Annotated in this window: 13 protein-coding genes; 6 read left to right on the top strand and 7 right to left on the bottom strand. The window is 33.0% G+C overall.

Translation table 11 applies throughout. The features are described from left to right. Window positions 1–35: 35 nt before the first annotated feature. From SLW70_RS04505 to SLW70_RS04490, 4 genes are all read right to left on the bottom strand, one after another. Window positions 36–1,100 carry a HAMP domain-containing sensor histidine kinase gene (locus SLW70_RS04505; protein WP_320890838.1) on the bottom strand — a complete coding sequence of 355 codons (1,065 nt, stop codon included), beginning with the start codon at window positions 1,098–1,100 and terminating at the stop codon, window positions 36–38. A gap of 256 nt (window positions 1,101–1,356) precedes the next feature. Then, entirely contained in the window at window positions 1,357–1,920 is a 564-nt protein-coding gene (gene frr / locus SLW70_RS04500) for a ribosome recycling factor (protein ID WP_320890836.1), read from the bottom strand. A 92-nt stretch (window positions 1,921–2,012) separates the two neighbouring features. Continuing rightward, a complete protein-coding gene (gene pyrH, locus SLW70_RS04495; protein WP_320890835.1) occupies window positions 2,013–2,720 on the bottom strand; it encodes a UMP kinase in 708 nt (235 codons plus the stop codon). Between the two features lie 250 nt (window positions 2,721–2,970). Next, window positions 2,971–3,708, bottom strand: coding sequence for an NrtR DNA-binding winged helix domain-containing protein (locus SLW70_RS04490; RefSeq protein WP_320890833.1), 738 nt, complete (start codon window positions 3,706–3,708; stop codon window positions 2,971–2,973). Window positions 3,709–4,053: 345 nt separating this feature from the next. On the opposite strand from SLW70_RS04490, the gene SLW70_RS04485 reads away from it, so the two are divergent. Both SLW70_RS04485 and nadD read left to right on the top strand, forming a co-directional pair. Next, a complete protein-coding gene (locus tag SLW70_RS04485; RefSeq protein ID WP_320890832.1) occupies window positions 4,054–5,538 on the top strand; it encodes a mannitol dehydrogenase family protein in 1,485 nt (494 codons plus the stop codon). A gap of 274 nt (window positions 5,539–5,812) precedes the next feature. Next, entirely contained in the window at window positions 5,813–6,394 is a 582-nt protein-coding gene (nadD, locus tag SLW70_RS04480; RefSeq protein WP_320890830.1) for a nicotinate (nicotinamide) nucleotide adenylyltransferase, read from the top strand. A gap of 9 nt (window positions 6,395–6,403) precedes the next feature. Here nadD and SLW70_RS04475 read toward each other — a convergent pair whose 3' ends face one another. Next, a complete protein-coding gene (locus SLW70_RS04475) occupies window positions 6,404–7,300 on the bottom strand; it encodes a LysR family transcriptional regulator (RefSeq protein WP_320890829.1) in 897 nt (298 codons plus the stop codon). A gap of 86 nt (window positions 7,301–7,386) precedes the next feature. Between SLW70_RS04475 and SLW70_RS04470 the strand changes: the two genes are divergently transcribed. Together SLW70_RS04470 and SLW70_RS04465 are read left to right on the top strand one after the other, a co-directional pair. After that, entirely contained in the window at window positions 7,387–8,157 is a 771-nt protein-coding gene (locus SLW70_RS04470) for a type 1 glutamine amidotransferase domain-containing protein (protein WP_320890828.1), read from the top strand. A gap of 1 nt (window position 8,158) precedes the next feature. Then, complete coding sequence (locus SLW70_RS04465) at window positions 8,159–9,322, top strand: iron-containing alcohol dehydrogenase (protein WP_320890827.1); 1,164 nt, start codon at window positions 8,159–8,161, stop codon at window positions 9,320–9,322. A 92-nt stretch (window positions 9,323–9,414) separates the two neighbouring features. Here the strand turns inward: SLW70_RS04465 and SLW70_RS04460 are convergent, their stop codons facing one another. Continuing rightward, window positions 9,415–10,470: a hypothetical protein gene (locus SLW70_RS04460; RefSeq protein WP_320890826.1), complete on the bottom strand. Its 1,056-nt coding sequence runs from the start codon at window positions 10,468–10,470 to the stop codon at window positions 9,415–9,417. Between the two features lie 311 nt (window positions 10,471–10,781). Further along, entirely contained in the window at window positions 10,782–11,852 is a 1,071-nt protein-coding gene (locus SLW70_RS04455) for a hypothetical protein (protein WP_320890825.1), read from the bottom strand. A 513-nt stretch (window positions 11,853–12,365) separates the two neighbouring features. Here SLW70_RS04455 and SLW70_RS04450 point away from each other — a divergent pair. Then, window positions 12,366–13,361, top strand: coding sequence for an NAD(P)H-dependent glycerol-3-phosphate dehydrogenase (locus SLW70_RS04450; protein ID WP_320890823.1), 996 nt, complete (start codon window positions 12,366–12,368; stop codon window positions 13,359–13,361). A 170-nt stretch (window positions 13,362–13,531) separates the two neighbouring features. Further along, window positions 13,532–14,395 (top strand): mechanosensitive ion channel family protein, encoded by an 864-nt coding sequence (locus SLW70_RS04445; RefSeq protein WP_320890822.1) that lies wholly within the window; start codon window positions 13,532–13,534, stop codon window positions 14,393–14,395. Window positions 14,396–14,466: the final 71 nt, after the last annotated feature.

The raw sequence follows: 14,466 nt of genomic DNA, 5'->3' as shown, positions 1-14,466 counted from the left end.
TCATAAATAGTATTAAACTTTTTCTTTATTCATTTTTAACAAGTTACGGTTTCTACAGGTAACGTATAATAAAAGTTGGAACCTTTATTTAATTCAGTAACCACTCCAATTGTTCCATGGTGTAAGCTAATGATTTGTTTCGCAATGGCAAGACCTAAACCTGAACTATTTTCACCATTTGTTGGCTGAGTGCTCGTCTTTTGAAAATAATTAAATAATTTATTTTTTTCAGCTTCTGGAATTCCTTTTCCTTGGTCTATGACTTCGGTATAAATTTGGTTGTCATTGTTTAAAGAAATCCTAACCACAATCTCACTTTCGGGATAGGAAAATTTGATTGCATTGGTTAGTAAATTATTAAACACCTGAGATAACAACAACTTATCAAAACCAACAACTACATTTTCAAGAGCAGGTTCAAATTTTATATTTATTTTCTTTTTACTAGCCAATAACTGATTAAAAACAATTTGCTTGTTTATAAAACCAATATAATCGTTTTCCTCCCTTTTCAATTCTAACTTCCCTGATTCTATTACTGAAACGTTCAATAGGTTTTTTAGAATCCCTAAAGTAGTATGACTCAAATCTTTTATAATCGTTAAACTTTCTTCCATTTCAGCATCCATTTGCTCCTTTTGATTCTCTAGCAATAAGTCGGAAAACGAATAAATTGTACCAATAGGATTTGCTAAATCATGGGCTGCAATACCTATAAACTTGTTCTTTTCATCGTTTAATAGGTTTAGTTTTTTATTCATTTTGATAATAGTACGCTCTCTGTTTTTTAGAAAATGTAGCAGCAACCCTATAGCGGTAAAATAAGAAAAACGAACAAAGGAATTCCAAATTGGATATAAAACAGAGCTGTAGCTTCTAGTATGATAATCTGACCAAAACCAAATTGTCCCAGCAAAAAGGGACATCAAAACAATCTCATACACTTTTGAAGTTCGCTTTACCGAAAGCAAAAGAATTGGAAAAACATAAAAAAGTGAAAACGACAGTTCTGACCCAGTAAAATAATCTATACCTCCAATAATAAGAATCGAAATGATTATTACACCATATAATAAAGGTTTGCTATCGAGGATTTTCATGCGTGGTATCTATGTTTTCTGCCTACAAAGGTAAATAGTTGAAAGTTTTAGCTACTAAGGATTTGATAATTATTTTCTATTTTTAAATGTTCATCTGCTATCACAATAGCCATGATTCTTATAATGAGGCGATAGGTTTAAGAGATTTTGTTTTTATTTATATAAATGGAGTTTGACTACCAAAAGTGACACCCCTAAAAACAAAAAAAATCCGTTTACAAATGCAAACGGATTTTAAACAATTTTATTTCAAAAATTAGACTTTCATTATCTCAGCCTCCTTCACTGCTAAAACTTCGTCAATATTTTTGATAAACGAATTCGTTAAGTTTTGCACCTTCTCTTCGGCACTTTTACAAATATCTTCAGAAGTTCCTTCTTTTTCAAGTTTTTTAATCTCAGTATTAGCATCTTTACGAGCATTACGAACACTGATTTTGGCGTCTTCGGCTTCAGCTTTAGCTTGCTTTGCTAATTCACGTCTTCTATCTTCTGTCAATGGTGGAACACTGATGATGATAACATCTCCGTTATTCATTGGGTTAAAACCAAGATTAGCAACCATAATCGCTTTTTCGATAGGTTGTAACATATTCTTTTCAAAAGGCTGCAACGTAATTGTACGAGCATCAGGAACACTGATTTTTGCCACCTGAGAAAGCGGTGTCGAAGAACCATAATAATCAACAAAAACACTACCTAACATTGCTGGCGATGCTTTTCCTGCACGAATATTTAGAAATGCTTTTTCTAAATGCTCAATAGAACCCTCCATGGATTCTTGTGTACTATCTAATATAAAATCAATTTCTTCAGTCATTGTTTAGAATTTTAGATCTTTAGATTTTTTAGATCTTTAGTTTGCTAGTACGTCTAACAATCTAAATAGTCTAATAGTCCAAGATAAGTCTATTATATATTTACTACAGTTCCTATGTTGTCTCCGTTACAAATTTTTTCAAGGTTCCCCATTTTGTTCATGTCAAAAATCACAATTGGAAGTTTGTTTTCTTGACTCAAAGTAAAGGCTGTTGTATCCATTACATTCAATCCTTTTTTCAACACATCATCAAATGAAATTGTGTCAAACTTAATAGCTGCCGCATTTTTCTCTGGGTCACTATCATAAACACCATCTACACGTGTTCCTTTTAGAATCACATCAGCGTTGATTTCAACACCTCTTAATACTGCAGCAGTATCTGTAGTAAAGTAAGGGTTTCCTGTTCCTGCTCCAAAGATTACAATTCTTCCTTTCTCCAGGTGACGTACCGCTCTACGCTTGATATATGGTTCAGCAATTGCTTCAATTTTCAAAGCTGTTTGCAATCTTGTCAACATTCCTTTATCTTCCAGAGCACCTTGCAAAGCCATTCCATTGATAATCGTGGCCAACATTCCCATATAATCTCCTTGCACTCTATCCATACCAGCACTAGCTCCAGCTACACCTCTAAAGATATTTCCTCCTCCAATTACGATGGCAATTTCTACCCCTTTGTCGTGAATTTTCTTGATTTCTTCGGCATATTCAGCTAATCTAACTGGGTCAATTCCGTATTGTCTTTCTCCCATTAAAGCTTCGCCACTTAATTTCAGAAGAATCCTTTTATATTTCATGTCTTTGTTGAGTTGTTTGGTGCAAATATAGTCATATTCTTTTTTTTTGAAATAGTGTCGACTAATTTTTATAAATTAAGTTCAAGCTAGCTATTTTTATTGCTTTATGGTTGCTCAAAATTATTTTGGAGTGTTCTCCGCAAAAAAGCTCCGGTCAGGCTGTAGGCTTTCTGCTGCTATCCCTTACCCGATATTTAGGACAAAAGAGCTCTATTTTACACTTAAAAAATAAATCACTTCATCACCAAAACTATAATATCGTACTGATGATATAATCTTTCTCCGCGATTTTGTCGTAAACATCTTTGCTGAACATGTAGAGTTTAGAGGGTTTTTTGGAACCACCACTTTTTCGTTTGTCTTCCAGCGGTACAATATAAGGTTTACTGATGGCTTTTTTTCTGAAATTTCGGTTGTCTAATTCTATGTTTAACAATATTTCAAAAGCCGTTTGAAGTTCATTTAGCGTAAATTTAACTGGAACCAAATCAAACATAATAGGCTCGGTCATGATTTTACTTTGCAAATCTTCAAAAGCATCCTGAATGATAAAACGATGGTCAAAACCAACTTCTGGTAAGGCTTTCACAGGAAACCATCTCAAATCACTATCTCTATCAAAAACAATATTCTCTTTTGGTAAAGTCAAATAATACACTACCGTTACGGTTCGCACTTCGGCGCCTTGACTTCTAATCCACAATAAATCCTTATCAGCTTGTAGTCGTTTTTGATTCCCGTAGGTTCTGAATTGTTTTTTATTGGCAAAATTGAGTCCTGAAATCTCCGCTAAAATCCTATTGGCAGACTCTCCTAAATTATTACATTTAAAAACATTTTCACCAGGCAACACCCAGTCATCAATAGCAGGATAATTATCATTATACAAGTTTAAGGTTCTCTTGCGAAGCAAAACGCTAAGACTATCTGCTCCGAGCCCAAAAATCACACAGTCTACAGATAAGTTACTTATTTTTCTAAAGTCCATAATTCAAAATTGGATTTTGCAATACCTCCTTGCATCTTACAAATATAGTTTTTTTACCATTTTTATTGGTCTTACTGCCGCATAAATCTGCAGGCTTTTTTCTAACACGAATTACACTAATTTACACGAAAAATTACTGTTTAAAATTCCTCGTATAAGCCTTAGACTGATAAATTCGTGTAATTCAAAAACACAACTCTTTATAGCTTGTGGTAATTCATGTAATTTGTTTCTCTTTTTTACCATATGTATTATACAAATACACACCCCTTGAAATGCTAAATTTAAAATATAATTATGTATTTTTAAGGTTTTAAAAAAAACATTTATAGCATACCCAAAACTATGGCAAAATCCTATTATCTCAATGCTGAAAACTTAAGTTTATTGCCTTCTGATGTATCTGTTCCTTCTTACGACAGAAACCAAATAAAAACCAGTATTTTACACATAGGAGTTAGTAATTTTCACCGCTCACATCAAGCGTACTATATTCACGAACTCATCGATAAACATAAAGAACTAAACTATGGCATTTGTGGTGTCGATTTATTGGATTCTGACCGAAAAATTTACAACATTCTAAAAGACCAAGACGGACTGTACACCTTATATACCAAAGAACCGAATGGTTCACACAAAGCCAAGATAATTGGTTCTATAGTCGAATATTTCTTTGGCCCCGAAAATCCTTTGGCTGTTATCGAAAAAATGGCACATCCTGATATCAAAATCATTTCCCTGACGATTGCTGAAGACGGCTATCACCTGAACGAAATCACAGGTGAATTTGACATCAACCATCCAGGAGTGACTGAGGATATCAAAAACCCTTTTAGTCCGAAAACCGTTTTTGGATACCTAACCCAATCTTTTAAATTACGTAAACTACGCAACCTGCCAGGCTGTACGATTCTGTCTTGTGACAACATCAAATCAAATGGTGATACAATGAAACAATCATTATTTAATTATGTTAGCAAAACCGAACCTGAATTACTCGATTGGATTTCAAAAAACACCAGCTTCCCCAATACCATGGTCGATAGAATTACTCCTATCACCAACTCCAAAGACATTAGCACATTAAAAGAAGATTTTTTTGTTGATGACCAATGGCCAGTGGTTTGTGAATCTTTTTCGCAATGGGTTATAGAAGACCAATTTATACAAGGCAGACCTGCTTGGGATAAGGTAGGCGTACAATACACCCAAAACATTGCTCCATTTGAAAACCTAAAACTCCGTTTATTAAATGCCAGCCACACGATACTGGGAATTCTAGGAACTCTGCATGGATACAAAACCGTATTTGAAACCGCAAATGACCCTGATTTTATATCGTTCTTGAAAATGTATATGGACGAAGAAGTAACACCAACACTAACCGATTCCGATAAAAAGAGCATCGAGAACTACAAAAAAAGTTTGGTTTCCCGTTTCTTGAATCCTCATATTAATGACCAATTGTTCAGGATTTGCCAAGAAAGCTCTGCCAAGGTACCTTTGTTTATATTGCCTACGGTTAAACACCAATTAGAGAACGAAAAGAACGTTAAGAGAGCTGCTTTTGTCATTGCTGCATGGGCGCGATATAATGATGGTGTGGATGATAATGACAATCCTTATGATATTACAGACACTCAGAGTGGTACCTTGATTAGAACAGCAGCACTTTCAATCCAAAACCCGATAAAATTCCTTGAAATCAAATCCATTTTTGAAGATTTAAGTGAAAACGAAACCTTTAGCTCCTATTACCTAGAAGCTTTGACACAACTGAGAAATGATAAGGTAAAAACATGCATTAAAAATTGGAACGCAAATTAAAATCATGTAGTTCTATTCGATACTTGATTTCAAGAAAAGATATTCAAATACCAAAGCAATAACATTATGAATATAAAAAGATTTGTCCATACAAAAATCTGTATGTTTTCTAAAATCTTTGAGTGTTTTATTGCGTTTTGATGAAAGCTATGCAATTATTTTAAAATTTATTTTTATAAGTTTAAACTTAATTGTAATTTACCAAAATGAAAAACGTCCTATTAACTAACCAAACCAACGAATTGTTTAGTAGTAATTATTAACACTAAAGAAGATGAAAATAGGACTGTACTTTGGAACTTTTAATCCCATGCATGTGGGACATTTGATTATCGCCAATCATATTGTAGAACATACTGATTTGGATCAAATCTGGATGGTGGTTACCCCACACAATCCTTTAAAGAAAAAATCTACTTTGCTAGATGATTACCATCGTTTGCACATGGTGCATCTAGCTACCGAAAATTATCCAAAGATTAAACCTTCGGATATAGAGTTCAAATTGCCACAACCCAATTACACCATCAATACTTTGGTGTATCTAGAAGAGAAATATGCAAATTATGAATTTGCATTAATCATGGGCGAAGACAATTTGAAATCACTTCACAAATGGAAAAACTACGAGATGATTTTGAAAAATTACAATCTTTATGTCTATCCTAGGGTATCCACTGAAGCTGAAAATTTAGAATTCAAAGACCATCCTAAAATTAAAATGGTAGACGCACCAGTAGTAGAGATTTCTTCGACTTTTATTCGCGATTGTATCAAAGACGGTAAAAATATTCGTCCGCTGCTACCAACGAAGGTATGGGAATACATAGACCACAATTTGTTTTATAAAAAATAAACGGTTTAACTAAGTCAAAACCTCTTGAATAATTTTGGTGATTTCGGTTAAGATTTCATCAAAATTGTTGTTTTTTCGGCACATCACATAAACAGTGGTAGTGGGCATTTTTTCACTATCCCATAAAAGCTGTAATTTATTTTGCGCCACAAATGATTTTACATTGCAGTTCCAACTGATGCCGATGCCTGTATTTTTAGAAATCGTTTCCAGCATTTCAAATTCGGATGGGATGATGTAATTTGCAATCAAAGAAGGTCGCTTTTTGTCAAAAACATAGAGCCAAAACAATTTGATATGCGGAATTTTAGCATCAAAACTATACCATCTTTTTTCGTTTAACCAAGTTTCTGCAGCAGTCCAATCTTTGGCTTTGAGGTACTTTTGAAATTCAGAAGCATCAATAGTATTAGAACCTATAATTACAGGCTTTATCTCACCCACTTTTTCTTGAATAGTGTCATAAGTATCTATCTTCTGAGTGGTAATAGCAAAATCTAATTTTTTAGAATTCACCAACTCAAATAAAGAATTATCCTCTTGAAAGTGGAAATCAATAAAATCAAATTTGGAAACCAAAACACTTCCAATACTGCTAAACAAATGTTTCGAAATCCCCACCGATATCAATCTATTGGCATTAAAAGCTTTGGCTCTAAATCCGTTTTCTACATTTTCTAAACGGTCTAAGGCTTCAATAATCAGGTTGTTGAGCAAATTAGCATATTCTGTAGGCTCTACACCTTTAGATTTACGATTAAAGAGTTTATAACCCACATGCGCTTCAAGCATACTGATTTGCTGACTTACAGCTGGCTGACTAATAAACAGTTCTTTAGCAGCAAGTGAAAAATTTCCATTCTTATAAACCGACTTAAAAGTGCGATACCATTCTAGATTGACCATGATATAAGTATATTTATAACAAACATAATTTAAATTATTTTTACTGATAGCACTTTAGCCCTAAATTTGTATAAACAAATAAAAATATGAAAAAAATAAATCTACTAGCTTTAGTATTAATTATGGTCAGTGCCTTTAACGGAACTGCTCAAAAAAACAATAAAATCAAGATGAAAAAAGTATTATTTGTCGTTACCAGTCACAGTGAACTAGGGAATACAGGTGAAAAAACAGGATTTTGGACAGAAGAATTTGCAGCACCTTATTATGAATTATTAGATAAAGGCGTCCAAATTGATATTGCCACTCCAAAAGGAGGTCAGCCCCCAATTGACCCGAAGAGTGAAGATCCATCTTTCGCTACCGAAGACACCAAACGTTTTGACAATGACAGCGAATTATTGGCAAAATTAAAAAACACTAAAAAATTAGCTGAGGTGGCAGCATCAGATTACGACGCTGTTTTTTACCCAGGAGGTCACGGGCCACTCTGGGATTTGGCTACCGATAAAAATTCGGCTGCTTTGATTGCGACTTTTTATAGCAATAACAAGCCAGTTGCCTTTGTATGTCACTCTCCAGCGGTTTTGAAAAACGTAAAAGTGAATGGTGATTATTTAGTAAAAGGAAAAAAACTTACGGGTTTCTCCAATACTGAAGAAGCAGCGGTAGGATTGACAGATGTCGTTCCTTTTTTACTAGAAGATGCCTTACAAGCCAATGGCGCTATCTACTCTAAAGGAGCTGACTGGGGTTCTTATGTAGTTGAAGACGGATTATTAATTACAGGACAAAACCCAGCTTCTTCTAAGTTAGTTGCTGAAAAATTATTACACCAATTAAACAAGAAAAACTAAGATGTTAAACTTTCAATATTACAATCCTACCAATTATGTATTTGGCAAGGGACAAATCGAACAATTAGGAAAATTAGTTCCTGAAGGAGCCAAAGTTCTTCTAGCTTACGGAGGAGGAAGTATTTTTAAAAACGGAATTCACCAGCAAGTTGTGGACGCCTTGAAAGGGTACGAAATCATTGAGTTTGGAGGAATCGAGCCCAATCCACATTATGAAACCTTGATGAAAGCAGTGGAAGTAATCAAAGAACAAAATATTGATTTCATTCTAGCTGTAGGTGGTGGTTCAGTGATTGATGGTGTTAAGTTTATTTCAGGAGCTGTAAAGTTTGAAGGCGATCCATCGGAAATTCTTAAAAAACGAATCTTACTTACGGATGTATCCAAAGTAATTCCTTTTGGAACCGTATTAACCTTGCCTGCTACAGGAAGCGAAATGAATTCGGGAGCAGTAGTTACTATTAAGAGCACTCAAGAAAAATTAGCTTTTGGTGGAAGTGCTTTGTTTCCAAAATTCTCTATTTGTGACCCTACAGTCATTCAATCACTACCTAAAAGACAATTAGAAAACGGCGTTGTTGATGCTTTCACGCATGTGTTAGAACAATATTTAACTTATCCTCATGAAGGTTATCTACAAGACCGAATCGCTGAAGGGATATTACAAACCCTAATTGAAGTAGGACCAAAAGTAGTAGCCAACCCAACTGATTATGCTTTGGCCTCCAATTTTATGTGGAGTTGTACGATGGCATTGAATGGTTTGATTCAAAAAGGGGTGCCAAATGATTGGGCGACACACATGATTGGTCATGAATTGACAGCGATGTACGACATTGATCACGCTAGAACCTTGGCGATTATCGGACCTAATTTATACAAAGTGATGTTTGATACCAAAAAACAAAAGTTGGCTCAATATGGTAAACGCATCTACAACCTAGAAGGAACAGAAGAAGAAATTGCAAATGCAGCCATCGCTAAAACAGTTGCATTTTTCCACACCATGGGAATGGATACTAAACTTTCGGATTATACTAAAGACTTTAGCAATACCGCTGATTTTATCGCGAATCGTTTTGCCGAAAGAGGATGGAAAGCATTGGGCGAAAGACAAAATGTTACCGTTGAAAAAGTAAAAGAAATTGTTGAATTAAGTTACTAATTCAAAAATCTGAATAATCGGATAAAAAAAGGCGTTCTGGATTTTCCAGGACGCCTTTTGGTTTTATAAGAATGTATGTAGGCAATTAGCGGTTATTTTATTTCAATTTGGACAACATCATTCATAGGTTTCCAATCTTTTTGAGCCTCTCTTCCACCTAGTAGGTATATTTTGTCTTTATATTCAAAAACCCCATAATTATAAATTCTTCCTAATGCTAAATCATTATAGGATTCTTCATATGTATTTTTTAATGGGTCATAACGATATATTTTTTTAAAAATTTCTGATTTAAATCCGTCCACATTTGAACCAGATATAAATATAAATCTTTCTTTATAAACTATTCCTTTTTGAAATCTTTTTATATATTCTCCTAATTCTTCAAGGGTAATCCACATATCTTTTTCAATGTTATACTTTAACATCACTTTTGGAGAGTCTCCCCAAACATAAAATTCATTATTATATTTTAATGAATTTGGGGTTTGAATTTTTTTTGGCATTTCTGCACCTTTAGACCATTTTTTAGTTTTTGTATCTAAAATTTGAACATCAGATAAAGACCGAGTATCCTTCTTTTCCTTATCTAAAGCATAACCTCCCATTATATAAATTTTATCTTCAAATGTTTCAGCAGTACACCAATACATTCCAAAAGGAAGTTTTAAACTTTCTTCCCAAATATTTTTCTCAATATCATATACTTGAATTAAATCGCTAAATTCTGTACCACCAATTAAATATATTTTTTTACCTACTAATATAGATTTTGCAACTGGTTGTGATTTTGGGATAACATTAATTTTTGTCCAAGAATCTTTTTCAATGTCATAAACACACACATCTCCGTAGTTGTAATCTTCTTTGCTTCCTCTATTTCTATATGTGTCTAAAAAAGCATAGATTTTTCCATTATACAATTCTGCTCCAAAATCATAAGCAGGGAAAGGCATGCTTTCTTTGATGGTTAATTGAAACTGAAATTGTTTACTATCTGGAATAAATTTCACCTTATTAATTTTATCAGGGTTTGTTATTTGTAACCTGTTATCAATCGTGTTAGGTATATTTAATAGAGGCTTTTTTGTTTTACAAGAAAGTAAGGTAATTGCAAGGATTATTATTTGCAAAAATAATTTTTTCATGAGTAATTTTTTTGGTTAATATGGGTAGAATATGTTCAGCAGCTTACTTTAGTATATTATTTAATTAGAGTTTAATGATGATTTCCTGTTGTTTTGTAAAATAACAGCATATATTTTTACTAAATTTCTTATTGCCGAAAGCGACAGGAATTGCTTAAGAAAAAAACAAAATGCTATTATTTAAAGACTAAAATAATCAGTATCAATGAGTTATTAATATAATCTTTAAAGTCATAGGGTAAAAAACGCATTATGGATTTTTTAGATGCCTTTTTTGTTTTACACCTAAATGATTATTGGTAGTAAGGAGTTTATTTTAATTCAATTTCGATAACATTATTCATTGGATTCCATTCTTGATCTTCTCTTCCGCCAAGCAAATATATTTTATCTTTATATGCAAAAACACCATAATTATAATGTCTTCCTATCTTTAAGTCATTAAAGGATTCTTCATAAATTTTAGTTATTGGGTCATATTGATAAATCTTTTTACTACTTTTTGATTTTAAACCACTCTCGTTTTGACCAGATATAAATATAAATTTATTTTTATAAACAATCCCTTCTTGTGCACCTTTTACATAATCATTTAATTCACTAACATTAATCCACATATCTTTTACAATGTTATATTTTAACATCACTTTTGGATTGATATCCCATACATAAAACTCATTATTATATTTTAATGAATTTGGCGTTTGCATTTTTCTTGGCATTTCAGCACCTTTAGTCCAACTTTTTGTTTTAGTGTCAAAAATTTGAACATCTGATAAAAAGCGTGTCCCCTTCTTTTCTTTGTAATCTGCATATCCTCCCATTATATAAATTTTATCTTCAAATGTTTCAGCAGTACACCAATACATTCCGAAAGGAAGTTTTAAACTTTCTTCCCAAATATTTTTCTCAATATCATATACTTGAATTAAATCGCTGAATTCTGTACCACCAATTAAATATATTTTTTTACCTACTAATATAGATTTTGTTACTGGTTGTGATTTTGGGATGACATTAATTTTTGTCCAAGAATCTTTTTCTATGTCATATACACACACATCACCGTGATTGTGATCTTTGTTGCTATATCTATTTCTATATGTATCTAAAAAAGCATAGATTTTTCCATTATACAATTCTGCTCCAAAATCATATTCAGGGAAAGGCATGCTTTCTTTAATGTTCAATTGAAATTGTTTACTTTCAGGAACAAATTTCACCTTATTAATTTTATCAGGGTTTGTAATTTGTAACCTGTTTTCCCTATTTGTAAAGGACTCCTTTCGGGTGGTAAGGTTATCATCTATTGTTGTTTTTTTTGATTTACAAGAATAGAAAGTAATTGTAAGAATTATGATTTGGATAATTGTTTTTCTCATGGATCACTTTTTTAGCTAATATAGATAAATTACTACAATATAGTTTTTGTCAAACGTATAATATTTTTAAAGGAAATTAGATTTTTTTGTATTCCTTTAGTAATAAGCAATACAGCCGATTTTATTGCAAAACGTTTTGCTGAAAGAGGTTGTGCTGGCTTAGGCGAAAGACAAAATGTTACCGTTGAAAAAGCAAAAGAAATTGTTGAATTAAGTTACTAATTCAAAAATCTGAATAATCGGATAAAAAAAGGCGTTCTGGATTTTCCAGGACGCCTTTTTCATTACTCCAAAAACAAAACTAACTATGGTAAATGATATTTTATTTCAAAATATTCATTTATAGTAATTTAGAACGGTTTTAAAATCGTTATATTGTGAATCATTTAAAATAAATCAATTTTTATTTTTGAAATTCTGTTTTGCAATCTAAAAAAAAACAGCATGCTTACAATTGATTTATTATTTGATTCATCCATTTTTAAGTACTTTTGGCTAAATTTAATTTGAAAAATGAGCGAAACTAAAAAATTTGCAGTAATTGGTGGTGGAAGTTGGGCAACAGCAATTACTAAGATGTTGTGTAATAACCTAACAGAAGTAGCTTGGTATATGCGTAATGAAGCTGCGGTGGAGCACATTAGCACCTACAAACACAATCCAAATTATTTAAGTTCAGTTGAGTTTGACATCCAAAAGTTAAAACTGACTACCGATATCAACGAAGCGGTAGCCTACGCTGATTATCTGATATTTGCGATTCCTTCGGCATTTTTAGAAGCCGAATTACAAAACCTAACCGTTTCTTTACAAGATAAAATCATTTTCTCGGCTATCAAAGGAATTGTTCCTGAAACGAGTTTGATTGTGGGTGAACATTTTCATCATACTTATGAAATTCCTTATTACAATATTGGTGTAATCACAGGGCCTTGTCATGCGGAAGAAGTGGCTTTGGAACGTCTGTCATATTTGACAATTGCTTGTGGTGATGCCGAAAAAGCAAAAACTGTAGCGGATAATTTGTCTAGTAACTATATCAAAACTAAAATCACAGACGACATTATCGGAACTGAATATGCTGCTATGCTTAAGAATATCTACGCCATTGCAGCTGGTATCGCTCACGGTTTGGGTTATGGTGATAATTTCCAGTCGGTGATGATGAGTAACGGGATTCGTGAAATGAAGAAATTCATCAAAAAGGTCCATAAGATGAAACGTAATATCAACGATTCGGCTTATTTAGGCGATTTGTTGGTGACAGGTTATTCAGTTTTTTCTAGAAATAGAATGTTTGGAAACATGATTGGGAAAGGATACACGGTAAAAAGCGCCATGATGGAAATGAGTATGGTAGCAGAAGGTTATTATGCTACCAAAAGTGCTTATAAACTAAATCAAGGCTACGGCGCTAAAACACCAATCATAGATGCGGTTTATGCCGTTTTATATGAAAATAAAAATGCCAAAAAAGTTTTCAAAGACCTAACGGATAAGCTAGATTAGTCTAATTATAAAAATATACAAAAGCCACTTTCAGAAATTAATTGAAGTGGCTTTTTTTGTATTATAGAAGGTTTTAAAGAAGAAGAATACATTCAAAACCTATGAATTTTCAAGTTAAATTTATATATTGCTGATAACAACTAGTGTAATCATTTTAGCATTTTATAATTATGGAAAAAGAGGAAGGAGTAGTAAACAATGTAACAACACAAACTACAAGTTTACTGGAAAAAATTTCGATTGAAAACTTATTAGGATATATAGAAAAATACGGCTTACCCGTTTTATACGCCATATTAATATACATTATAGGTTCATGGGTAATTAAAAGAATAACCAAAGTATTGAAAAAGGTAATGATGCAACATCATTACGATGCCTCTCTACAAGTCTTCTTGTTTAACCTCGTTACTTGGGCGTTAAAGATTTTCTTAATAATAACGGTCATCTCCACACTTGGAGTCGAAACCACGAGTTTAGCAGCAGTGATTGCCGCCGCAGGTTTGGCAGTGGGATTGGCCTTGCAAGGCTCACTTTCTAATTTTGCTGGAGGAGTTTTAATAATAATGTTTAAACCTTATAAGATTGGTGATTTAATTGAAGCTCAAGGTGTATTAGGAACAGTCAAACAAATCGAAATTTTCACCACAAAAATGATAACACCACAAAACAAATTGGCAATTATCCCCAACGGCGCTATGGCAAATGGAAATATTATCAATTACACTGCCGAGGGAAAAATGCGTGTAGATGTGACAATTGGCGTAGGTTATGGTGAAGATATTAAAAGAACCAAAGAAGTGCTTTTGGAAGTATTGACTTCTAACCCGAAAGTATTAACAGAACCAGCACCGTCTGTAAGCGTTTCAGAATTAGCCGATAGTTCGATAAATTTTGCTGTCAGACCCTTTGCAGCACCCGAAGATTATTGGGCAGTATATTTTGAAACCTTAGAAAAAGCTAAAATAGCCCTAGACAAAGCAGGTATCGAAATTCCATACCCACACAGAGTTACTATTGCCAAACAAGCCTAATCATTTTATTACAAAAACAAAAGGTTGCCCGATAAAGGCAACCTTTTTTTATACTTTTTTTCTTAGCGTCT

Source organism: Flavobacterium sp. NG2 (genome assembly GCF_034119845.1).
Classification (GTDB): Bacteria; Bacteroidota; Bacteroidia; order Flavobacteriales; family Flavobacteriaceae; genus Flavobacterium.
Note: the sequence above shows the minus strand (reverse complement) of the source record. Positions and strands in the feature narration are given on the sequence as shown.